Raw genomic sequence first — 22,014 nt, 5'->3', positions numbered from 1 at the left:
TATCGTGGTCTTTAAGAGGCGTTGAGGATCTCTGCGATGTATTTCACTTTGACCTTACTGCCATTTCGTTTAAGCAATCCCTCAAGATGCATAAGACAAGATATGTCTGTTGAGGTTATAAACTCTGCGCCATGGCTTACATGGTCTGCGATTCTGTCTTTCCCCATTTTAACGGATACAGCCTCTTCTGCCACACAGAAGGTGCCGCCAAATCCGCAACACTCATCTGGCCTGGTCAGCTCGACCATCTCAATTCCATCAACCATATCGAGCAGATATTGAGGTTTGGAAAAGGGCTCGGCAACAAGTTCTGACATCTGGGAAAGTTTCAATCCACGTTGACCGTGGCAGGCCTGATGCATCCCGACGCGGTGTGGAAAACGGGCAAGGAGAGTTTTCACCTCAAGTACATCCGTTAAAAACTCTGTGAGTTCGTAGAGTTTCGTACGTATGTCCAACGCCGTTTTGGGCGCATGATCAGAATGCAAATGCTCTTTAAGATGTAAGGTGCAGCTTCCGGATGGAGAAACGATATAATCGAAATCGGCAAAGTTCTGGATAAAAAGCGCTTCGCATCCAGCAGTAAGGTGTTCAAAGCCTGAGTTTGCCATTGGCTGGCCGCAACAGGTTTGATTAAGCGGATAAGTAACATCTACACCGAGTTTTTGGAGCAATTGCAGGGTCGCAATGGCAGCGTCGGGATAGAACTGATCTATATAACAGGGTATAAAAAGCCCTACCTTCATACAAAACGTGCGTTGGAGTAATACTTAAGTTCAATCAGGTCGGTTGGCAATGGTTTAGTGTTCCATGCGTGATGGATGGCCAACGCTGTGCCCACTGCTGTTGCCTGAGCCATAGAAGCAGCAAAGACTTCAATCTCCGGATACGCCGAGGCTAGCAAATGCATAAATATTGCGTTCTTGCTAAATCCCCCGTCAACAAAGATTCTTTTAACGGGTGTTCCGGCAAGTACAAGGTTGGTGGATTGCAGCTGTTTTTCAACAAGGTCAAGCATGAGCTGGTGATAGGCTTCGGCCCCGGTATCAAAATCTGCCAGGTTCCGCGATGAGAATTCCGGTTTTGCCGGCTTACTTTTACGCAGTTTTGCAATCACTTCCTCATCAAGTTCCAGATCTTTATATCTTGATTTTTCTTCTTTAAAATGTGCGATGATTCGCTTCTCCTGTTGTTCGTGTTCATAACCAGAAAATACTCTGGATGCCTTTACAGGTTTGCCTCCATATTGGAGGTAGCAAAGACAATCCTGATTAAGCTCTTCCTCGGTCAGCACACTATCGTTAAAAGGATTCATACTAATACACCATGTGCCGGTAGACAGGAGCACAAAAGGCTCTGTAAAATTTGCCAGATAAGGTATAAGTGCTGCGGAGCTGTCGTGCAGTCCTGCCCCGACCGCATAGTTATTTCCAGGAAAACAAGCCGAATGCACTTCTGTTGATGGCACCAAGGGTGCCATTTTATCTAGTAGGCCTTCTTCTTTAACCCACTTATGATAAGCTGAGCGCCCGAAATCCCATAGGCCGGTATGGCAACCGATGCTCGTAATTTCCGAGCTGGCAATGCCCGAGATGAGCGAGCTAAGGTACTGAGGTAGATGCAGGGCATATTTTAGTTTTTTAAACACATCAGGCTGTTCGTATTTAAGCCTATAGAGTTGCATACCGGAATTGAGGCTCCCCAAAATAGGAGATGCTGTTTGTTCGGCAACTTTGCTTTCACCTCCATAAGTAGCATAAAACTGCTGCTTCAGATACTCGGGGTATGGTTTCAAATAACTATACAATGGTGCTATTGGGGTACCCTGATTATCTACATAAACCAGACTGGCTCCATAGGTCGAAAAATTAATCGCTCTGATCTCGAACTCCGGCATCCTAAAAACTTCCCGGAGGGAGTCAAATATCGAAAGCCGGAGACTTTCCAGGTTTTCACAGGGCTCTCCATCTTCATCTGTTGTTTCCAGGAAACGCGCCGTCCGCTCAAACACAATTCTATAGTGTTCGTCGAAAAGAAAGAGTTTCTTGTTGGTCTTACCAACATCGAATATGGCTATAACTGGTACAGGCTTCATGTCTGTATCCTACAGGCCTGTAGCCATAGTAAATAATCCGCGTTCTTGAATGAGTTGAGATCTGATTTGCAGAGATCTGAACAATTCGACAGGCGCCAGTGCACCTCCAGAACGAAGTCTGGCTTCGGCTACCAGCGGACGTAAGTCAGTACGGAAAGCATTTTGCAATATCTCCTGACAGCGTACTACATCATTCTCAATTTGCGCTGTTTGTAGTGCCGCTCTGTCTACGATCAATGCCTGGGCATACGCCAGCATAATCGCTTCCACAGATTGCAATAAATCTTCCAGAGGATCTTTCACGTTGTGTGAAGCATCTATCATCCAACCCAAATCTTCAGCATGATCCATTCCACGGGTATCCATTCCTTCAACAAGTTCATTAAAAATCAGGAACAATTGATAAGGCTTAATACTACCTGCAGTGAGGTCATCATCTCCATATTTAGAGTCATTGAAATGAAATCCACCAAGTTTCTCTTCCATTAGCAGGAGCGATACAATCTGCTCGATATTGGCATTTGGCAAATGGTGTCCGAGATCTACCAATGTATATGCCTTAGGACCCAACTTATTGGCGAAGAGCAGAGATTGACCCCAGTCGCCAACAGTAGTTGAATAAAAATTTGGTTCAAAGGCCTTATATTCTATAAAGATCTTCCAGTCGTCGGGCAAGGCGGCATAGATTTCTTTCAGGCTATCCAATGTATGCTGAAAAGCTTTTCTGAAGTTCAGCTGTCCAGGAAAACAAGAGCCATCGGCAAGCCATACGGTCAACGATTTGGATCCAAGTTCAATTCCCTGCCGGATTACTTCAATATTGTGTTCAACGGCCTGTTTTCTAACTTTGGGATCCTCATGCTGTAGCGATCCGAATTTGTAACTGAATTCCTGATTTTGCTGATCCTGAAAGGTATTCGAGTTCATGGCATCAAAACGCAATCCATGTGATGCAGCAAGTTCTTTTACCGCTAGTGTATCCTGTGGGATATCCCAGGGAATATGCAGCGAAATGGCACCACTGGATCTGTTTAGCGCATGTAAAAGACCTATATCATTGATTTTTTCTTCGAGGTTACGGGGTTCACCACCAGCTGAAAATCGGCCAAAGCGTGTTCCTCCCGTGCCCAGTGCCCAGCTTGGAATAGCGATCTGGAAGGCGGTTAATTTTTCAATAAGCTGCTCGGTGTCACCAAGTTCTTCTTCCAGATAAGCAAGTTTACGGTAATGTGCGCTTAGCTGAGGTTCGTTGTGCGATTGGATCTGATATTTTTCGAGTTGCATGGTTGTTGTCGTTTAGGTGATTAGGGATGATACTTAGCGCAAAAATGCTGGTGCAATACCGCCGTCTACATTGAGCACATTGCCTGTTGATTTGTTGAGCATTCCGCCGATGAATACAAAACAGGCATTGGCAATATCTACTGGTAATATAATTTCATTTAATAGGGTTCTGCTCGCATAAAAGGCTGGTAGTTCTGCCACCGTAATTCCATATGCTTTAGCACGTCCTTCAGCCCATGAGCCTTCCCATATTTTACTATCAGAAATGACGGCATCAGGATTAACGGTGTTTACTCTGATCTTATCCGGACCGAGCTCTGCAGCGTTAAGCCTGCTTAAGTGCAGTTGTGCGGCTTTGGCAGATCCATATCCCGAGTTATTTGGGCCTGAAACAAGTCCATTTTTACTCACAATATTGAGTATATCGCCACCTATGTTTTGTTTACGCATAATAGCTACTGCCGCCTGAGTAATTAAAAATTGTCCTTTCACTAAAATGGTATATAATAGATCCCAATCTTTTTCTGTGTGGTCCTGAATAGATTTGGAAATGGAAATACCAGCACAATTTACAACAATATCTACACCTCCGAAAGAAACACAAGCCTTTTGAAATGCACGATCAATCTCGTCGGCATTGGTAACATCAAGTGGTGTGGTTACATAACTGTCAGCGCCATAATCCGCTTTAAATTTGGCATCTGCGATTTGAAGCCTACTCTCGTCATTATCATTGATAACTACCACAGCGCCCTCTTCAATAAATTTACGCGCTATTGCTTTACCTATACCTCCGGCACTACCAGTAACAAGTGCAATTTTTCCAGAGAGCGCCTTTGGTTTGGGCATCCGCTGTAATTTTGCTTCTTCCAACAACCAGTATTCGATATTGAAGGCTTCTTGTCTTGGGAGCGCCGTGTAAGATGAGATTGCTTCGGCACCCTTCATTACATTGATGGCATTGATATAAAATTCTGCAGCTACCCTGGCTGTTTGTTTATCTTTAGAAAAAGAGAACAGACCTATTCCAGGATATAGAATGATAACTGGATTTGGATCACGTACTGGCGGACTGTTGTCATGCTTGCAGTCTTCATAGTACTGTTTGTACATCGTTCTGTACGCTTCAAATGCAGGCTCCAACCTTGCTTTTAGTGCCGCAGAATCACTGAGGTCTTCTTCGGCTGTTAAATCCAGTACCAGCGGACTGATTTTCGTTCTCAGAAAATGATCCGGGCAGCTGGTACCCAATGGAGCAAGCCTTTTTAAATCATTTGAATTGATAAATTCCAACACGCGGGCATCATCAGTAAAATGCCCGACCATATGCTTTTCACTGGAACAAAAACCGCGCAGTATTGGTGCAATCTCTGCCACCTGCTTCAATCTGATTTCTGATCCTGGACTCTGAATTTTCTGCCCTGCAAATACAGGTCCCTTCTTACTATAGTTTTCTTCAAGATAAGCCGCACATTGCTCTACAACTTCGAGGGTATTGATATAACTTTCGTAAGCTGTATCACCCCAGGTAAAAAGACCATGTGAGCCGAGCATAATACCGCGGATCCCCGGATTCTCATCCAGGCAGCTACGCAGCTGTAAGCCTAAATCGAATCCCGGCTTCTGCCAGTCTACCCAACCAATAGTTCCGCCAAATAATTCTGCTGTAATTCGCTTTCCATCTTTTGCGGCAGCAATTGCGATTGCTGCATCGGGATGTAGATGGTCAATATGTTTGAATGGAAGAAAACCATGTAAGGGCGTATCAATAGATGGTGCCTTTGATTGTAAATCAAAAATACAATGGTTAAAAAGTTCAACCATTTCATCTTCATACGCAATGCCCCGATAGATCTGCTGCAAGCTACGGAGCCGATCTACGTATAATGCTGCAAGACCAGATTTTTTGAGCGTACCGAGGTCTCCGCCAGATCCCTTAACCCACATGATCTCTACAGCCTTTCCAGTAAGCGGATCAGTATCTGTAACTTTGCAGGAGGTATTTCCCCCACCATAATTGGTTAGACGCAAATCTGCGCCGAGCAAATTGGATCGATAAATCAGTAGCGCGACTTCGTCGCCAGCCAGACGATCTGCTTCCTCCTGATCCCAGAGATAGCTTACATGTTTAAAAGCGTTTGTTTCAACAGGCATAAAATAGATTTAATTATTTAATGGAATTACCGTACCCAACAATAAGAATGGAAAGTACAATGAGCGCAATTCCAGTTAATATTGTTGCAAATGTTTTTTTACTTACCCCTTTCCATTCTTTGAGCACTAAGCCCCACATATTGGCAATCAGAATAATAAAGGCCATGTGAAGGATCCAGGAACTTGCACCGTTGCCAAGCTTACTCTCCCCCATCCCGTAAAAAAAGAATTGAAGGAACCAGGTGATGCCAGCGAGTGCTGAAAAAATATAATTAGATAATAATGGTGTCTTTTTATTGGTATAATCGCCGAAGCTTTTATTTCTGGCATTTAAAATCATACACCAGATAAAATTTGTGGTCAGGCCTCCCCACAGGATGATGATATAGGTTACATTATTCTGATAGAGGAATTCTCCTGCCCCCGGGTGTGTACTTTTCCAGATTTCATTGGCCTCATTAGCCATGTCTTTACCTGCATCAATGCCGAAAGCAAAGCATGCACTCAAAATACCAGATATGATGGCAACAAACAGTCCCAAGCCAATCTTAAACTCTGAATTTTCAGCTTGATTTGTTTTAGCATCTGCAAGATCCTTGCTTTTCAATGCACCCGCTCTGCCACAAACGATAATTCCTATTACGCAAACGAGCAACCCGATAAGCACAAGCTGCCCCCAACTGCTGTTTAGCATGTCGGTCAGGGTATCTTTTCCTGCTTTTGGAAAGAAATTATAATATATTGAGGGAATGATGGCGCCGAAAACCGAACACAGACCCAAAATTACAGAACTGCCAAGCGAAACACCCAGATAACGTACCCCCAGGCCATAAGTCAGTCCGCCAATTCCCCATAGCACACCAAAAAAGTAAGTAAGACCTAAAATGCCTCCTTGGGTATGACGAATGATTTCTGCAAAATTCGGAATAGTCAGGTATGCTGCAAGCGGCGGAACAATGAGCCAGGAAAAGATACCACCTACAATCCAGTAACTCTCCCAGGACCATCCTTTGACTTTCTTGTAAGGAATGTAAAAACTGCCTGAGGCAAAACCGCCAATAAAATGGAAGATAACTCCAAAGATAATTTGCATGAATAGGTTTTTATTTGATTAGTCTAAAAGTAGTAAGGGCTTTATAGAGTTCTGTCATGTACTGTCATGCTTGACAACAGCATTTGCCACATCTTTATGTAAGCCACTGAAAACTAAGGTAATCAAAAACACAGTTATTTAGCAAACATAAAGCTGTACAAGAAGACAAAGCGATTTGTATTTTAGCCTGATAATATCCAACCATGAAAATCCGCGGCACTATACTTTTCCTCCTCTGCCTTTTCAATTTAAAGGGCACTGCTCAGGACACCACTTTTATCATTAAACCTGCAAGGGTATTTGACGGCGTCGCCATGCATCCAGGCTGGGAAGTAGCCTACAGGGGTAATAAAATTATTTATGCAGGCTCAGGGACATTTAACCAATTGGTAGGCCCAACAAAAAGAATAGAAGTGCCGAATACAACTTTGTTACCGGGGTTAATTGAAGGACACTCACACCTTTTCCTGCACGCCTACAATGAAGTAAGCTGGAACGATCAGGTACTGAAAGAAAGTCGCGCTGAAAGAACTGCACGTGCTGTAAGTCATGCCCGTAAAACTTTGCTCGCAGGATTTACCACCGTTCGTGATCTGGGTACCGAAGGTGCGGCATATGATGATGCAGGATTAAAAAAGGCAATCGAGAAAGGCATAGTTACAGGCCCCAGGATGCTTGTTGCTACCAGGGCTATTGTTGCCACGGGTACTTATGGACCGAAACCGGAGACCGCTGAGCTCGACTTACCGGGTGGTGCTGCAGAAGTAGGTAATCAGGATGAATTGGTTAAAGAGGCAAGGATCCAGATGAGTAAAGGCGCCGATCTGATTAAAGTATATGCTGATTACGGATCTGGCCGTGGGGGCGAGGCTATGCCAACATTTACTACGGCCGAACTGAAAGCTGTTGTTGAGGTGGTGAAGAGTAGTGGCCGTCAGGTGGTAGTGCATGCCGGGACTAAAGAAGGTATGCTGCGCTCCATCGCCGCAGGTGTAAATACTATTGAACATGGGGACGGCGGGGATCTGGAAGTTTTCAAACTGATGAAAGCCAACCATATTGCGCTATGCCCCACGCTAGCCGCAGGCGAATCCATTGCCAGTTATAATGGGTGGAAGAAAGGTATGGATCAGGATCCAGCAAGGGTAATAAAAAAGAAAAAAGCATTTCAACTCGCCCTGCAGTCTGGTGTTACCATTTGTATGGGCGGCGACGTGGGTGTTTTTAACCATGGAAACAACGCGTTGGAAATGGAGTTAATGGTCGAATATGGCATGAAACCTCTCGAGGTATTGCGTGCAGCTACCTCAGTTAATGCAGACACCTTTGGCATCGGAAATGAGGTCGGCCGAATTAAAGAAGGGCTGATGGCAGATATGATTATAGTCGCCGATAATCCAGAAACCGATATCACTAAAATTAGAAATATCGGCTTGGTCATCAAAAACGGTATAAGTTACAAACCTTAATTTAACTTACATAAGGTCATCCAGATGTATAGGGAAACGGTTTATACGTTTTCCCGTAGCATGGAATATAGCGTTTGCGATTGCCGCCGGCATAGCCGCCAGGCCTATCTCCCCTATCCCTTTACTTCCCAACTCATTAACAATATCATCCTTTTCTTCGACAAAAATCACATCCAATTCATGAATATCTGCATGAACAGGAATGTGGTATTCACCAAGGTTCTGGTTCATGTATTTACCGAAATTATGATCGGTAATTGTTTCTTCACGGAGTGCTTTGCTGATGCTCCAGACCATACCCCCCAGGATTTGGCTTCTAGCAGTTTTCGGATTGATGATCTTACCTGCTGCAACAGCAGTAACAGCCCTGGTGACATTGATTACGCCCAGTTCCTCATCTACCTCCACCTCCACAAAAGCTGCACTATGGGCTGCTCTTGAATAGTTTTTCAACTTCATTACTTTGGGCAAATTGAAGTTTGTAGATTGTATGGCGCGCCCTTTATTTGCTGACACAATATCTTTTAGGGCTATCACAGCCTTAGGCTGGGCCTTTAAGGCTATTAAACCATCCCTAAACTCTACATCTTCAAATTTTGCCTTACCCAGGGGAGAGTTCTGCATTTGTTTAGCCTTCCGGAAAAGTTTTTTTGCCAAAGCTAAGCCGGCAGCCTTAATTGCGGATCCTACTGTAGCAACAGTAAATGAACCACCCTGAATAGGTGCAAAGGCCATTTTGCTATCGCCATAGCTGAATGTGACGTCATCCATCGCAAGACCTAACGTATCAGCAGCAATCTGTGTCATCACCGTTAACGTTCCGGTACCGATATCTGTAACGGCACTACTTACCTCCAACTTACCCTCCGCATTAATCAATGCTTTAGCCCTGGCAGGCAGCTGCATAGCTTCCCAAATACCTGTTGCCATCCCGTAGCCTACAAGCTTATTGCCTCTTTTCATGCTGCGCGGCTGCGGTAATCGTTCAGACCAGCCAAAACGGGCTGCGCCCTCTTCATAACATTTACGCAACTCTTTACTGGAATAGGGACGACCGGTACTTTCGTCCTTCTCCGCATAATTAATAAGCCTGAATTCCAATGGATCAATACCAAGCTGATAGCTCAATGCATCCATTGTACTTTCTACTGCATGCAGTCCGGTGCTGCCACCTGGAGCACGCATATCCAAAGGACTGAACACATCCAGCGGCACAAGCTTGTATTCCATTAACGTATTTTTCGCAGGATAGAGCATATGTGCCCAGTTGACCACAACTTCAGTATAATCTTCAAACCTGGATGTTTCAGCTATGGCAGTATGGTTAATAGCCCGCAGTGATCCATCAGCTGCAGCAGCAAATCTGGTAAACTGAGTTGTTGGCGGCCTATGACCGAAACTGAACATTTGGGTCCTGTCTAAAGTAACCCTTACCGCTCGCTTTAACTCCAAAGCAGCCATAACCGACAAAAATAGCTGGTACTGAGGCCGAAGACCAGAGCCAAACGCACCCCCAACATAGGGAGAGATCACACGTACATCTTTAAAGTGCAAGCCAAAAACATTGCCGACATAGAGCTGACAGTTTACAGTGCCCTGTGTCTTGTCATATATCGTTACCTTTCCCTTGCCTTCGTAAATTGTTGTTGTAGCAAACAACTCTAGTGGATTATGATGTTCCGTGCCATGAATAAACTTGCCTGACGCCTTTGCAAAGGCCGTATCATAAGCAGCCTCAAAATCTCCAACTGGTTTTGGAGGTGGTGGCTTCAGTGCAGTGGCTAAGCCCACCTTTGGTGATCGGGCGGATGCCTGATTTGCAATGAGATCCGTGGTGAAGGTTTCTTCCTTATAGTCTACTTTAACGAGTGTAGCAGCGTATTTTGCAAGCTCAAACGACTCGGCCACTACCAATGCTATGGGCTGTCCATTGTATTTTATTTCCGCATCCTGCAGTGGTCTGAACGGTGTGCCCGGTGGAGCATCCATATCTGCATATTGCATATTAAACCAAGCTAGTGAGGGTCTGTTTCCGTAATAAAAAACCTTGATTACACCTGGTAATGCCAGTGCCGCATCAGCATTAAAATTCAGAATCTCTCCTTTAGTGATCGTGCTGTTCACCACATATCCGTATAGTAGATCTGGCACATTGTATTCTCCTGCATATTTTGCAGAACCTGTAACTTTTTCAAATCCTTCCAGCCTGCTTATAGACTGGCCGATTGCGGGTTGTGTAGACATATCTTTCTGGATTAAGCGGACGGCTGTGCGCCGGGTAATTGTGTATCTGGGCTCAGCGCCATCTTGCAGCATCTGATGATCGCTCTTCTGGCCAGTTCGGGCTTAAAGCTGTTAAATTCAAAAGTTTTCGCTCCTTGCAGAATGATTTCTGCGGCAGCGGCGAAATGATCCACCGTTGCCGACTTGCCCTGTAAATAAAGCTCAGCATCAAGCACGCGCCATGGTTTATGGGCTATACCTCCTAATGCTATCCGTGCTTCGCTTATGAGATCACCATCTAATCTAAACACCACAGCGACAGACACTAGCGCAAAAGCGTATGAATTCCTGTCGCGCAATTTCAAATAAGCATAATGCTCAGCAAAGCCCTCCGCAGGGAGATCTATTCCTGTAATCAATTCTCCTGCCAACAAATTATTATCCTTTTCTGGATGATCTCCTGGCAGGCGGTGAAAGTCGGCAAAAGGAATCTCCCGTTTTCCCTGCATGCCGTCTGTATTCACTACAGCGCCTAGGGCTGCCAACGCGACACACATATCGGAAGGAAAAACAGCAATACAATGTTCAGAAGTGCCCATAATGGCCATCATTCTATTGTAACCACGAATAGCTGAACACCCGGTGCCAGGCTCCCTTTTATTACATGGCGTGTTGACGTCATAAAAATAATAACAGCGTGTTCTCTGCAGTAGGTTGCCTCCGTTTGTAGCCATGTTTCTGATCTGTGCGGAAGCTCCGGCAAGAATTGCCTTGGACAGTAAAGGGTATCGTTTCTCGATTATAGGGTGATATGCTGTGTCAGCGTTGGTAGCAAAAGCACTCAATCGTACACCTTCCTTATACTCAGAAACAACAGGAAGACTATTCAATGGATTTACATCTACCAGCACTTCGGGCTTCGCCACAAAATATTTCATTAAATCGAGCACATTCGTTCCGCCGGCAACAAACTGTCCTTCAGCTGACTGATTAACCTCTACAACTGCATCGGAAACAGATGTTGCAGCCTTATACCTAAAATTATGCATGGGCTGCTCCTTCCTTGATTTCCATAATGGCATCAATGATATTTGTGTTGGCACCACAGCGGCATAGATTGCCGCTCATTAGCTCCTTTACCTCAGCACGGGATTGCGCCTTCCCTTCCTGCAGCATACCTATGGCGCTACAGATTTGGCCGGGAGTGCAATAACCACATTGAAATGCATCATGATCAATAAATGCCTGCTGCAATGGATGTAATTTCCCATCTTCAGCGATGCCCTCAATTGTTGTGATCTCTGCACCCTCTTTCATCACCGCGAGGGTGAGACAACTTAACACACGTTTTCCATTGATCAAAACCGTACAGGCGCCACACTGCCCGTGATCGCAGCCTTTTTTTGTCCCGGTAAGATCAAGAGTCTCCCTCATGACATCCAGAAGTGACGACCATGGAGCTACGCTAACTTTGTACTCTTTTCTATTGATTGTGAAGGAGGTGGATATCAGCTGTTGGTCCATCATATGCAAGGTAATTTAAGCATCTAACAGTCACCAAAGCATTTTGTTTAATGTGGGTCGCCGGATTTGACTTCAAATACATGCAACACCGCCGGAAATAATGCATCCATTGTTTCTCTCACACCATTGGTTGAACCAGGAAGGGTCACTATTAACATATTATCCATAAATCCTGCCACTCCCCGGGATAGCATAGCGAACTTTGTGCGTAACTGACCATAACTCCTCGCAGTCTCCATAATTCCAGGTATCTCCCGGTCCAACAATGGAGCAATTGCATCCGGCGTTACATCGCGACTAGAAAGACCGGTACCTCCGGTAAATAAAACAAGGTCAAAACCACTTTCCTGCAACTCCTTCGCAACCTGCTGAATTTTATCATAGTCGTCAGGGATTATACTATACTGATCGCATTCAAGCCCATGTTTTTCCAGTTCCGCGATAATGGCCTTACCCGATGCATCCTGTTTTTCACCATTTGATACACGATCTGAACAGACGACCACCGCCGATTTCAGTTTCCTATCCGAGCGTTTGTGATCGCTCTTCCCTCCAGTCTTTGACTTAAGTCCTATACTGGAAATGACAACATTTTTATCGATCGGCTTCAGCATATCATACATCACCAGTGCAGCAACAGAAGCACCATGCATCGCCTCCACTTCAACACCTGTTTTGTAAATCGTATGCACTTCCACAGAGATCAAAACAGAGAGGTCATTTATTTCATAAGTAATGGCAGCATATTCTATAGGGAGCGGATGACAATCAGGAATCACATCGCTGGTTTTTTTTATTGCCAGCAGTGCCGCAGCACGGGCAAATTCAAAGATATCGCCCTTTGGTACTTTACGTTGCTCAATAGCATTAATAGTTTGTTGCATAGAGGTCTGCACTAAAGCTGTGGCAATAGCTTTTCTGAGTGTAAAGGATTTATGTGTGATATTAACCATTGACTTTCCAAGTATGTGATGCGTCTTCAAAAATTTCTTTCCCCCACACCGGCAGCTCCGCCTTGACACGTTCTACCAACTCCTCGCAGGCCTCAATGGCGATTTTCCGATGTTTTGAAGACGTAAATACAAAAAGGCAGATCTCACCTGCTTTTACTTCACCGAGGCTGTGGTAAACATGCATGCAGTTGAGACTGTACCTGGAGAAGATATCCTCCCTGATCTCGTGCATTTTTTCGAGCGCCATCTCAGTATAGGTCGTGTAATCAATAGCAGCCACGGTTTTATCACCGATAACATCGGCCCTTACCTGCCCTAAGAAAATACTGTGTGCTCCGATATCTTTTTTAGCACTGTGCTTCTGAATGCTATCTGCAATAAAGCCAGACTGCACTGGGCCTTGTATAAATATATTTTTCATGTATAACTATTCGATTAGGGTGAGTATGCCACCCGTTAAACTATATACTTTTTTTGATTCGCCAAAGCTATCACGAATGATCTGTGCTGCCTGAAGGCTTCTTTTTCCACTTTGACAAAAAAGTACAACTTTATTTTTATGAATCGATAACAGGTTTTCCTTAAATCGAGATAGTGGAATTTGAAGATGCGGAAAGTGCGCTTCCGGCTGCTCCCCGCTTTCCCTGACATCAATAAAAAGTACGTCGGCCTCGGTAGTGAGTTGTACAAATGAGATTGGCCCGATCTGTTCTACTCCTGTTATTTGCGTGCTACATAGCCAGTCGTAATCCGTTGCACGAAAAGCTGCCTGATCGGCAGGAATAAAAGCTTTAGCCTCAGGATTTTCCTGAAGCTGCACGGTATAAGCTGTAGCTGACACTACAGACCATGTGAGCAACTGGTTGATCAATGCCTTTCCTATACCAGTGATCAATTTGATCACTTCTGTGGCCTGAAGCACACCAATGATTCCTGGCAGAACACCAATCACGCCGGTATCATTGCAATCAGGTGCGTCGACCGCAGATGGCGGTGTAGCGAACAGATCCCTGTAATTGGTTTTTATTCCAAGGATATCTGCAACATTGAAAACAGCAACCTGACCTTCATATTGATAAACAGCACCATAAACCAAAGGTTTTTCAAGCAATACACAAGCATCATTAATTAAGTATCTGGATGCAAAATTGTCCGTTCCGTCAACAACAATATCATAATAACGAATCAGTTCCAGTGCATTCGCAGCATCCACATGCAATACGTGTGTATGAATAACAATATCTGGATTAAGGCGCTGCAGCCTGATTGCAGCCTGCACGGCTTTAGGCAAGCTAATATCATCAACCGTATAAAGGACCTGTCGCTGTAAATTGGAAAGACTAACGGTATCACCGTCTGCAATACCTATTTCACCAACACCAGCTGCAGTTAGATACTGTAAAACCGGGCACCCCAAACCGCCGGCACCGATAACAAGCACCTTCGCATCCAGCAACTTTTGCTGCCGGCTTTCGCCAAAATTTTTGAGGTTGAGATGCCTGCTGTACCTTTCCTTATCCATAGTTATCCTCCCGAAAATGGTGGAAGTAATGCTACCGTTGCACCTTCAGTCAAAAGTATATTGATTGACACCACTTGCTTGTTAACGGCTAACACATACTTCTTGTTTTTTAATTCAGGAAAGCGCTGGTTGAGCGCATCCTTTAAGCCATTAGTATCTGCGGCATTCAGATTGAGTTCATCATCTCCCAGAATCTCTGCCAATTGACCAAAAGCGATAAGTTTAACCTTAACCATGTTGAGATAATTTAAATTGGTAATATATGTACTTCTACTAATGCTCCGGCAGCTACCAAAGTACAATCCTCTGGCAGACAAATCAGACAATCTGCCTGCGCATAGGAATGAAGTCTAAAAGATTCCTGTGCGTGCAGGGGAATAACCATATCACCATCCATTCTAGCTTTCAAAAAATGTGTAAGTCCTGCGGGTTTTTGATAAGCATGACTAATATTTCGCTCTACAACTTTAATTGCAGATGCTCCATGTAATAAGACTTTTAATGCTGGATATACATATTCATAAAAACAAGTGAGTACTGACGATGGATTTCCTGGAAGGCCAAATATTAGCTGATTGGCCTTAACACCAAAGAAAATAGGCTTTCCAGGTTTCTGTTTGATTTTATGAAATTGCTGAACCACCTGACAGGCTTGTGTTGCTTCGACAACAAAATCATAGTCGCCAACACTTACACCACCAGTTAGCAACACCACATCGCTGGTTTCTAAAGCTGTTTGCAGTACGCCCGACAATTCTACCAGGTCATCAGCAACTTTAACTACGTTGATCTCTTTGATACCGGCTTTCTGTAGCGCCACGGTCAGCATGACACCGTTCGCCTCATAAACCTGTCCAAACTCAAGCGGTGTCCCTGGTGTCTGCAGCTCATTTCCAGTAAGAATTACGGTTACACTGGGGGCGGGATATATCCACACTTCGGCTATGCCGATGCCTGCCAAAAATCCTATCGCGGCGGCCGACAAAAAGGTACCTTCAGGCATTGCCAATGCTCCCGACCTCACTTCAGCCCCTTTTAACCGTACATTTGCCCCCAGACTAAGCTGTTCATCCTTGATAACCAGCTTATTTTCCTTCACCTCGATCTTTTCCTGCATAACTACAGTATCTGCTCCCAGAGGCAATGGTGCTCCGGTAAAAATTCGCATGGCATGCTTAGGTTCCAGGATATGCTGCGTTGTTGTACCAGCAGCCATTTCAACAAGTATTTCTGTTGTACCGCTTAAGGTTAACGGATTCTGATCGCTTGAAAAAGCAATGGCATAACCATCCATTGACGACTGGTTATAGCCCGGAATATCGGTAATTGCAAATACATCTTCCGCCAGTATAAAATCTGCCGCATCACAGAGCAGCACCTTTTTCGGAGCCAGCTTTTTACTGTTTTGCTGAATACTGTTTTTCGCTTCTTCTACTGAAATCATATCGTTAACCGCCAATGGTAATCATACTTCTATTTTGAATCGTAAGTGCTTCAATCTGCTCGAGTGCGTTTGTAAATTGCCCCCCGAGTTCTTTTGCCTTGCCCTTAATATTTTGATGTATCAACGGCAATACATCTTCGCCCCTGCGCAGCGGCTGTAGTAAATCGGTCTCCCCCGCCGAAAACAGACAGTTTTTCAACTTTCCATCTGCTGTGAGGCGCATTCTGTTACAACCCGCACAAAAGGGCTTTGTCATGGTACTGATGATGGAAAACCGTCCTGCATGCCCAGGTACAGAGAAACTTTGTGCTGTATCATGGACATCACCCGGCAACGGGCTATAATCGAATCTCTGGCCAATAGTTTGCAGGATCTGCTCTTGCGAAATCACCTGATTACTCGTCCAGCGATTCCCACTAAAAGGCATAAACTCTATAAAACGAATGTCAACAGGCGTATCTTTGGTCCATTCAACAAAATCATTAATCTCCTGATCATTAAAATCTTTCATCGCCACTACATTGATCTTCACCAGGATATCCTTATCGAGTAGCAACTCAATATTGGCCATCACTTGTTCAAATAAGTCACGTCGGGTAACCAACATAAATTTGTCCCGCTGTAAAGTATCTAAACTGATGTTGATAGACTTAATCTTCGCTTCCTCAAGCACAGTAATAAAATCGTGTAGCCGGGTGGCATTTGTCGTTAAGGTCAATTCGACCGGCAAAGCTGCCAGCGACGTAATAATTCTGGCAGCATCTTTACGTACCAATGGTTCGCCCCCGGTTAACCGGATTTTTTTTACCCCTTCAGCCACAAACACCCTGGCGAGATGCAAGATTTCATCAACCTGCATCAAGCGTGAAGCAGGCGTAAAATCATAGTCCTCATCGGGCATACAATAAAAACACCGCAAATTGCAATTGTCAGTCAGCGAAATCCGCAGATAGTCATGCACCCGGTTAAAATTATCTATGATCATGGGCTTAGGTAGTTTTCAAAGTTAAAGTTAGCCAATTATGCCTGGATATTTAGGATTTCAGGGTTTTTCCTGTGCAGAAGCCAGCAAAGCTTCGTACGACCGCTGTGTATCAACGTCTATTTCACCCTTAGCAAAAGGCACAGTGACGAGCTCTGCCGCATATATTTTAAAAAGCATCTTCGCCCCTCCACTACCATCAAGAAGTTGCAAATCTGAAAAAAATCGACGCTCAAAAAGCACAGGAGTTCCTAGCGTATCTGCGTAGGCAGAAGCAACTATTCCTTTTCCTGTTTGTTGTTGCAGAGAAATCAGTTCCTTAAAAGTTTGGGCCGACAAAAATGGCTGATCACACACCGCGAGAATGCAACTTTGCAAGTCAGGAAGCTGAAGCAACGCACAGTTCAGGCCAGTGGCAATAGAAGTGCCCATACCCTGTTCCCAATTTGTATTATGGCAAAGGTAAACCGGATCGCTCTTTAGCTCTGGCAGCAATAACCCGTGCTCTGCACCGGTTACTACCACCACAAGATCAGTGTTCAATTGGACTGCGGCTGTAACAGTGTGCCGCAGCAGACTAATGCCATTATAAATAAGCAATTGCTTGGGTCTTCCCAAGCGGGAAGAGTTCCCTGCAGCTAAAATAATTACGGCATTGCTCATATACCTGTTGCTGCTGAAGCATGTATTGCCGACTGCTTGTCTCTCAGTGCCAATGCCGTTTTACCATAGATTACTGCTTTGATTTCCGCAGCAATAGACAAGGCAATCTCTTCTGCTGTTTCAGCTCCGATATCCAGACCTACCGGGCTATATATTCTTGCCTTTACCTGATCGGAAATTACTATATTTTTAGCGGCCAGGTCATCAAACATCCTGTGCAGCTTCTTCTTGGGACCGAGAATACCAATATAACTGCAGGAAGTACCGGCAAGTTGTTGGAGCACATCCAGATCGTAGTTATAGTTATGCGTCATGAGCACCCAGGCCGTTCTATCATCCAGCTGAATGTGATCCAGAACGCGTTCTGAACGTGCCACTAGCACAGCATGAACATTCGGGAAACGTTGTACATTCGCATGTGTGGGCCTCCCATCCAGTATCGTTACCTCCCACCCAAGCACGTTTGCTATAGCAACCAGAGGAATGGCATCATTACCCGCGCCACATATAACTAATGCTATGGATGGCTGCAGCACTTCCACAAATGCAGTTAGATTTATTTCATTAACATGGTATTGTTGGATAGTTGAAGTCTGACTGGCTAAGGCAGATGCACTTTCTGCGACTATGGATGCTGCTATTGCAGCATCCAACAATTTCAATCCCGATTCTGCAACACCAGAATCAGAAAGAAAGTAGCATGTTCCAGGTTGCACATCGCGTGCATCCATTGAAAACAAAGTGACCAGAACAGCGGGTTGTCTATCAACAGTCGCTTTCTTCAGCAACTGGAGCGCGTTGTCTTTCTTTAAAGTATCAATAGGCTCAAATAAAATATGGACAATCCCATTACAGCCAAGTTGTACACCAAATTTGGCATCATCGTCATCCGTTGTATCATAGGTCACCAGTTTATTGCGCTGCTCATTAATTGCCATCAATGCCTTACGGAGTGCATCACCTTCCAAACATCCGCCGCTTATAGCGCCAGTAAGCATTCCGTCTTCAGTAACGAGCATACGCGCACCGGGTCTACGATAAGATGAGCCTTCAACATGGACTACAGTGGCCAATGCAGATCGTTTACCCTGAATTACTGCAGCATCATACGCTGATATGATATCCTTAATTTCTTTCATACTTTCTGCAAATTAAACCAATAACGCAGTAAAAGACCAGGATGTTTGAAAAACAAGACACAACAACAACACCTTGCCCGCTGATTGGTCAGTTATTTCATAATAACATCCACCAAAATTGGGAAGTGATCTGAAACAAATTTACCATGATAAGTATCTGTCAACACGCCCCATCGTTGAGCTTTAAAACCATTTGTCACAAATACGTGGTCAATAATCTCATACCCATCTACCTGCTTACCCCAATCGTTGAATGAGGAATTGTTTACATATGGATTTTTAACCTGCGTGTATGTATCAGTTAAGAATCCTGAATTAGCCAGCGTCAAATACCAATCGCTCTTTTGCCCGCCATTCAAATCCCCAGTAAAAACGGTAGGCGCTCCTTTAGCAATCTCTTTAATTTTTCTGACAATCAGCTTTCCGCTTTCTACCCTCGCAATCTGTCCCTGATGATCAAAGTGGGCATTAAAATAGTAGAACTTTTTACCTGTCTTAATTTCCTGCAGATAAACCCAGCTACAAATTCTATTGCAACAGGTCGCATCCCAACCTTTCCCTGGAATATCCGGAGTTTCAGAAAGCCAGAAATCCCCCTTAGCACGTAACTTAAACTTATCTTTACGGTAAAAAATAGTCGAGTGTTCCCCACCATCTTTACCGTCGTCCCTACCTAAGCCATAATAGCCATATTCAGGTAAAAACCTAGCAAGGTCTGCGATCTGATTCGGAAGGCCTTCCTGTGTTCCAAAGACATCATAGCCATGAAATCGCAATAGGTTTGCAGCTACAGGCCCGCGTTGCTGCCAACGATTCCCCACATCACCGGCATTATCATTTCGAAGGTTAAAAGTACCCACAGTATATTGCTGCGCCATCGCAGATACACTTATTGCCGTTAGCAGAGCGACCGCTATTATTCGTCTAATTTTCATCATACCCATTTTTAAAAGTAGAGATTCCAGGTGAACAAAGTGTTAAATTTAGCACAACATTGCTAACAAGTTGATTCTACATCCGACATATTGGTATCTTTATACATAACGAATTTAACCGGCCATCAACTTTATGACATATTAGTTAGAACAAAAACACGTATATTCCGTTAGTTATTACGTATATCTACTCCATTAAGATAACGATAACGCTCATAAATAAGTCATGAAGAAGAATTCCAGAGATCTGGCACAAGCCAACAGAGAGATTGCACTTCATACTCAGGAGAAAGAGCAACGCGAAGCTGAATTGGTTATTGCCAATTTAGAGCTTGATTTTCAACAATCAGAAAAAGAAGACCGTGCAGCCGAATTGGTAATTGCCAATCAGGTACTCCGTTTCGAGAAGGGCGAGAAGGCCAAGCGTGCTGCCGAGCTACTAATAGCGAATAAAGAACTGATTTACCAGAATGAGGAAAAAGAAGACCGTGCCGCCGAGCTCGTCATAGCCGATAGAGAACTTGTTTTTCAGACGTCGGAAAAGAAAGAGCGGGCTGCAGAGTTAAAGGTTGCGAATAAAGAACTCGCCTATCAGCATAAAGAAAAAGGCAAAAGAGCTGCAGAATTGATTCTCGCAAATAAGGAACTTCTTTTTCAGAATCAGGAGAAAGAGAAACGTGCTGCCGAACTTATTATCGCGAATACAGAGCTTATTTACCAGAATCAAGAAAAAGAGAATAGGGCAGCTGAATTACTTATTGCGAATACCGAACTTATTTTTCAAAATCAGGAGAAAGAAAACAGGGCAGCTGAACTGATTATCGCAAATAAAGAACTTGCTTTCCAGAATGAGGAAAAAGAGAAACGTGCCGCTGAACTGATTATGGCCAATACCCAGTTGAAAGCCGCCCGGGATAGTCAGCAAAATTATATCGCCGGCATGCAGGAAATGATCTTTATCGCCTCGCATAAAATTCGTCAGCCAATCGTACACATCCTGGGACTAACCAATCTACTCGACAACAGAGAACAATCTGCCCAGGACATCAAAGAAATCATGCTCATGATGAAGCAGCCTGCAAACAATCTTGACAAATTTACACGGGAGCTGATTGCCTATATCAACAAACTTGATTCTGCAAACAAAATCTAAATTGTTGCTTCTTCTTTCCCAGACTTGTTAAGTCGGAAAATAAAAAACATTACAATAACCGATAACACGATCATTACAAAATAGCTATAGCTTAGATTGGTCTCGTCTTTGGGTGGAAATAAGTTTACAACACCATAACTAAGAAATGAAACGATCACATAAGTAAATCCACCTGTTAGCCCACCTGCAATTCCCGCATTTTTAGGAAATTTACTCAAACAAAAAGTAAAGTAATTGTTAAACGTAAATCCTGCGCCAATGTGGATAATGAAAGCAAAAAAGATCAACGAGTATAAGGTATTGATAAACTGAACGCTGATGATCATCACAAGCACGAAAACCAATTGAAAAAGGATATTATAGACCATTCTTTTAAAGAAGGGTTTATTAATAGTCGCTTTTCCAATAAAGCCACCCACCATCCAGGCAAAACCCAAAACAAGTGAACTATAACCAGCAATTACCGGCGATAAGTTCAGGTGATGTTCGATGATAAAAGGTCCCGTCATGTTATAAACCATCACCATGCAGTAAGCCAGTCCAAGCATAACAATGCCCAAGGTAAAACTTGTAGTACGGATCATTGTACCATAAATGCCAATAATTTTTTGGATATGGAAATCTATAGCGTGTTTTAGTGTTTCTCCACTAAATAGCAGCTCAAGGATCCCGAAGAGCACAGCAAAGCCTGCTAAAAAGTAAAAATTGGATTCCCAGCCGAAAGCCGACTGCAGATAACCGCCAATAAAAGGTGCTATAATAGGGCCAGTTGACCAGATAATGGAGAAAAGACTGAGGTAATGTTTAAGCTCGTCGCCACTAAAAAGATCTACAAAATAGGCACGTTTAGCTACAACTACTGCCCCTACGGTAAGTCCGTGAATAATACGCATGGCATAAATCACGTACATATTATTCGTTTGCGTAATAATGATGCTGGCGATCGCAAAAATCAGAAGTGAAATCAAGCTGATTTTATATCTGCCGAAACTATCGAGTACACTGCCAATGAAAAGTTGAGAAACGCCATAACTGATTAAAAAAAGACTCAATGTTAGCTGTACCTGGATACTGCTCACCTGCAGATCACCTGCCATAGTAGGTAAAGAAGGAATATAGATGTCGGTAGCGAAACCTGACAAAGGAATGAGAGAGAAAGCAAGTACCGTAGCGATGCCCTGGTGCTTTGCTTTGATGGAACCAGGCTGTATTAATTCTGTATTCATATTACGACAAAGGTAGACTTTACTACCGTAGTGGTTTTATTAAATCCAAAGGATTATCTATAGAATTCAAAGCATGGAAAAATACCGTTTAACTTCTTGGAAAGCCGCTGAAATGATTGGCAAATTAATTGTGTTTAACAATGTCATATCTTTTT

The 22,014-nt window shown here is 43.8% G+C and carries 20 protein-coding genes; 2 read left to right on the top strand and 18 right to left on the bottom strand.

Features of this window, described 5'->3' with window-relative positions:
• Positions 1–11 precede the first annotated feature (11 nt).
• From CLV32_RS20360 to rhaT, 5 genes are read right to left on the bottom strand one after another with little or no spacing between them, the layout of a single operon-like run.
• Positions 12–746 carry a (Fe-S)-binding protein gene (locus CLV32_RS20360; protein ID WP_133558803.1) on the bottom strand — a complete coding sequence of 245 codons (735 nt, stop codon included), beginning with the start codon at positions 744–746 and terminating at the stop codon, positions 12–14.
• Positions 743–2,095, bottom strand: a complete 1,353-nt coding sequence (locus CLV32_RS20355) for an FGGY-family carbohydrate kinase (RefSeq protein WP_133558802.1) — start codon at positions 2,093–2,095, stop codon at positions 743–745. Before CLV32_RS20355 ends, CLV32_RS20360 begins: the two co-directional genes overlap by 4 nt.
• A gap of 9 nt (positions 2,096–2,104) precedes the next feature.
• A complete protein-coding gene (locus CLV32_RS20350) occupies positions 2,105–3,379 on the bottom strand; it encodes a TIM barrel protein (protein ID WP_133558801.1) in 1,275 nt (424 codons plus the stop codon).
• 33 nt (positions 3,380–3,412) lie between these two features.
• Positions 3,413–5,533, bottom strand: a complete 2,121-nt coding sequence (locus CLV32_RS20345; RefSeq protein WP_133558800.1) for a bifunctional aldolase/short-chain dehydrogenase — start codon at positions 5,531–5,533, stop codon at positions 3,413–3,415.
• A gap of 13 nt (positions 5,534–5,546) precedes the next feature.
• The gene (gene rhaT / locus CLV32_RS20340) at positions 5,547–6,626 is read right to left on the bottom strand and encodes an L-rhamnose/proton symporter RhaT (RefSeq protein WP_133558799.1); all 1,080 of its coding nucleotides are present in this window, start codon (positions 6,624–6,626) and stop codon (positions 5,547–5,549) included.
• Between the two features lie 203 nt (positions 6,627–6,829).
• On the opposite strand from rhaT, the gene CLV32_RS20335 reads away from it, so the two are divergent.
• On the top strand, positions 6,830–8,095 hold the full coding sequence (locus CLV32_RS20335) for a metal-dependent hydrolase family protein (protein WP_133558798.1): 1,266 nt from the start codon (positions 6,830–6,832) through the stop codon (positions 8,093–8,095).
• 6 nt (positions 8,096–8,101) lie between these two features.
• Here CLV32_RS20335 and CLV32_RS20330 read toward each other — a convergent pair whose 3' ends face one another.
• From CLV32_RS20330 to CLV32_RS20275, 12 genes are all read right to left on the bottom strand, one after another.
• Positions 8,102–10,339, bottom strand: a complete 2,238-nt coding sequence (locus CLV32_RS20330; RefSeq protein ID WP_133558797.1) for a xanthine dehydrogenase family protein molybdopterin-binding subunit — start codon at positions 10,337–10,339, stop codon at positions 8,102–8,104.
• Positions 10,340–10,350: 11 nt separating this feature from the next.
• Positions 10,351–11,400, bottom strand: a complete 1,050-nt coding sequence (locus tag CLV32_RS20325) for an FAD binding domain-containing protein (RefSeq protein ID WP_243732372.1) — start codon at positions 11,398–11,400, stop codon at positions 10,351–10,353.
• Positions 11,360–11,845, bottom strand: a complete 486-nt coding sequence (locus CLV32_RS20320; RefSeq protein WP_208111063.1) for a (2Fe-2S)-binding protein — start codon at positions 11,843–11,845, stop codon at positions 11,360–11,362. The genes CLV32_RS20325 and CLV32_RS20320 overlap by 41 nt, the downstream gene beginning before the upstream one ends.
• Positions 11,846–11,889: 44 nt before the next feature.
• Positions 11,890–12,795 (bottom strand): bifunctional molybdenum cofactor biosynthesis protein MoaC/MoaB, encoded by a 906-nt coding sequence (gene moaCB / locus CLV32_RS20315; protein WP_133558796.1) that lies wholly within the window; start codon positions 12,793–12,795, stop codon positions 11,890–11,892.
• Complete coding sequence (locus CLV32_RS20310) at positions 12,788–13,216, bottom strand: molybdenum cofactor biosynthesis protein MoaE (RefSeq protein ID WP_133558795.1); 429 nt, start codon at positions 13,214–13,216, stop codon at positions 12,788–12,790. The genes moaCB and CLV32_RS20310 overlap by 8 nt, the downstream gene beginning before the upstream one ends.
• A 6-nt stretch (positions 13,217–13,222) precedes the next feature.
• Positions 13,223–14,317 carry a HesA/MoeB/ThiF family protein gene (locus CLV32_RS20305; protein WP_133558794.1) on the bottom strand — a complete coding sequence of 365 codons (1,095 nt, stop codon included), beginning with the start codon at positions 14,315–14,317 and terminating at the stop codon, positions 13,223–13,225.
• A gap of 2 nt (positions 14,318–14,319) precedes the next feature.
• Positions 14,320–14,553 carry a MoaD/ThiS family protein gene (locus CLV32_RS20300; protein ID WP_133558793.1) on the bottom strand — a complete coding sequence of 78 codons (234 nt, stop codon included), beginning with the start codon at positions 14,551–14,553 and terminating at the stop codon, positions 14,320–14,322.
• Between the two features lie 11 nt (positions 14,554–14,564).
• Positions 14,565–15,761: a molybdopterin molybdotransferase MoeA gene (locus CLV32_RS20295; protein WP_133558792.1), complete on the bottom strand. Its 1,197-nt coding sequence runs from the start codon at positions 15,759–15,761 to the stop codon at positions 14,565–14,567.
• Positions 15,762–15,765: 4 nt separating this feature from the next.
• A complete protein-coding gene (gene moaA / locus CLV32_RS20290) occupies positions 15,766–16,746 on the bottom strand; it encodes a GTP 3',8-cyclase MoaA (protein ID WP_133558791.1) in 981 nt (326 codons plus the stop codon).
• A gap of 57 nt (positions 16,747–16,803) precedes the next feature.
• Complete coding sequence (locus CLV32_RS20285) at positions 16,804–17,406, bottom strand: nucleotidyltransferase family protein (RefSeq protein ID WP_133558790.1); 603 nt, start codon at positions 17,404–17,406, stop codon at positions 16,804–16,806.
• A complete protein-coding gene (locus tag CLV32_RS20280; protein WP_133558789.1) occupies positions 17,403–18,545 on the bottom strand; it encodes an XdhC family protein in 1,143 nt (380 codons plus the stop codon). The genes CLV32_RS20285 and CLV32_RS20280 overlap by 4 nt, the downstream gene beginning before the upstream one ends.
• Positions 18,546–18,637: 92 nt before the next feature.
• A complete protein-coding gene (locus CLV32_RS20275) occupies positions 18,638–19,483 on the bottom strand; it encodes an endonuclease/exonuclease/phosphatase family protein (RefSeq protein WP_317130278.1) in 846 nt (281 codons plus the stop codon).
• A 223-nt stretch (positions 19,484–19,706) separates the two neighbouring features.
• Here CLV32_RS20275 and CLV32_RS20270 point away from each other — a divergent pair, with 223 nt between their 5' ends.
• A complete protein-coding gene (locus tag CLV32_RS20270; RefSeq protein ID WP_243732371.1) occupies positions 19,707–20,633 on the top strand; it encodes a coiled-coil domain-containing protein in 927 nt (308 codons plus the stop codon).
• Here the strand turns inward: CLV32_RS20270 and CLV32_RS20265 are convergent.
• Positions 20,630–21,859, bottom strand: coding sequence for an MFS transporter (locus tag CLV32_RS20265; RefSeq protein WP_133558788.1), 1,230 nt, complete (start codon positions 21,857–21,859; stop codon positions 20,630–20,632). The genes CLV32_RS20270 and CLV32_RS20265 overlap by 4 nt on opposite strands.
• Between the last annotated feature and the right edge of the window lie 155 nt (positions 21,860–22,014).

It is taken from the genome of Pedobacter duraquae (genome assembly GCF_004362245.1).
In the GTDB taxonomy this organism is placed as follows: domain Bacteria; phylum Bacteroidota; class Bacteroidia; order Sphingobacteriales; family Sphingobacteriaceae; genus Pedobacter; species Pedobacter duraquae.
This window is presented reverse-complemented; position numbering and strand designations above follow the sequence as displayed.

Coding starts and splice junctions, on each gene's coding strand:
- CLV32_RS20280 (WP_133558789.1), bottom strand. CDS start 18,545: ATGAAAGAAATTAAGGATATCATATCAGCGTATGATGCTGCAGTAATT.
- CLV32_RS20350 (WP_133558801.1), bottom strand. CDS start 3,379: ATGCAACTCGAAAAATATCAGATCCAATCGCACAACGAACCTCAGCTA.
- CLV32_RS20320 (WP_208111063.1), bottom strand. CDS start 11,845: ATGATGGACCAACAGCTGATATCCACCTCCTTCACAATCAATAGAAAA.
- CLV32_RS20310 (WP_133558795.1), bottom strand. CDS start 13,216: ATGAAAAATATATTTATACAAGGCCCAGTGCAGTCTGGCTTTATTGCA.
- CLV32_RS20265 (WP_133558788.1), bottom strand. CDS start 21,859: ATGAATACAGAATTAATACAGCCTGGTTCCATCAAAGCAAAGCACCAG.
- CLV32_RS20335 (WP_133558798.1), top strand. CDS start 6,830: ATGAAAATCCGCGGCACTATACTTTTCCTCCTCTGCCTTTTCAATTTA.
- moaA (WP_133558791.1), bottom strand. CDS start 16,746: ATGATCATAGATAATTTTAACCGGGTGCATGACTATCTGCGGATTTCG.
- CLV32_RS20360 (WP_133558803.1), bottom strand. CDS start 746: ATGAAGGTAGGGCTTTTTATACCCTGTTATATAGATCAGTTCTATCCC.
- CLV32_RS20325 (WP_243732372.1), bottom strand. CDS start 11,400: ATGCCATTATGGAAATCAAGGAAGGAGCAGCCCATGCATAATTTTAGG.
- CLV32_RS20275 (WP_317130278.1), bottom strand. CDS start 19,483: ATGATGAAAATTAGACGAATAATAGCGGTCGCTCTGCTAACGGCAATA.
- CLV32_RS20345 (WP_133558800.1), bottom strand. CDS start 5,533: ATGCCTGTTGAAACAAACGCTTTTAAACATGTAAGCTATCTCTGGGAT.
- CLV32_RS20305 (WP_133558794.1), bottom strand. CDS start 14,317: ATGGATAAGGAAAGGTACAGCAGGCATCTCAACCTCAAAAATTTTGGC.
- CLV32_RS20295 (WP_133558792.1), bottom strand. CDS start 15,761: ATGATTTCAGTAGAAGAAGCGAAAAACAGTATTCAGCAAAACAGTAAA.
- CLV32_RS20330 (WP_133558797.1), bottom strand. CDS start 10,339: ATGTCTACACAACCCGCAATCGGCCAGTCTATAAGCAGGCTGGAAGGA.
- CLV32_RS20285 (WP_133558790.1), bottom strand. CDS start 17,406: ATGAGCAATGCCGTAATTATTTTAGCTGCAGGGAACTCTTCCCGCTTG.
- CLV32_RS20355 (WP_133558802.1), bottom strand. CDS start 2,095: ATGAAGCCTGTACCAGTTATAGCCATATTCGATGTTGGTAAGACCAAC.
- CLV32_RS20270 (WP_243732371.1), top strand. CDS start 19,707: ATGAAGAAGAATTCCAGAGATCTGGCACAAGCCAACAGAGAGATTGCA.
- moaCB (WP_133558796.1), bottom strand. CDS start 12,795: ATGGTTAATATCACACATAAATCCTTTACACTCAGAAAAGCTATTGCC.
- rhaT (WP_133558799.1), bottom strand. CDS start 6,626: ATGCAAATTATCTTTGGAGTTATCTTCCATTTTATTGGCGGTTTTGCC.
- CLV32_RS20300 (WP_133558793.1), bottom strand. CDS start 14,553: ATGGTTAAGGTTAAACTTATCGCTTTTGGTCAATTGGCAGAGATTCTG.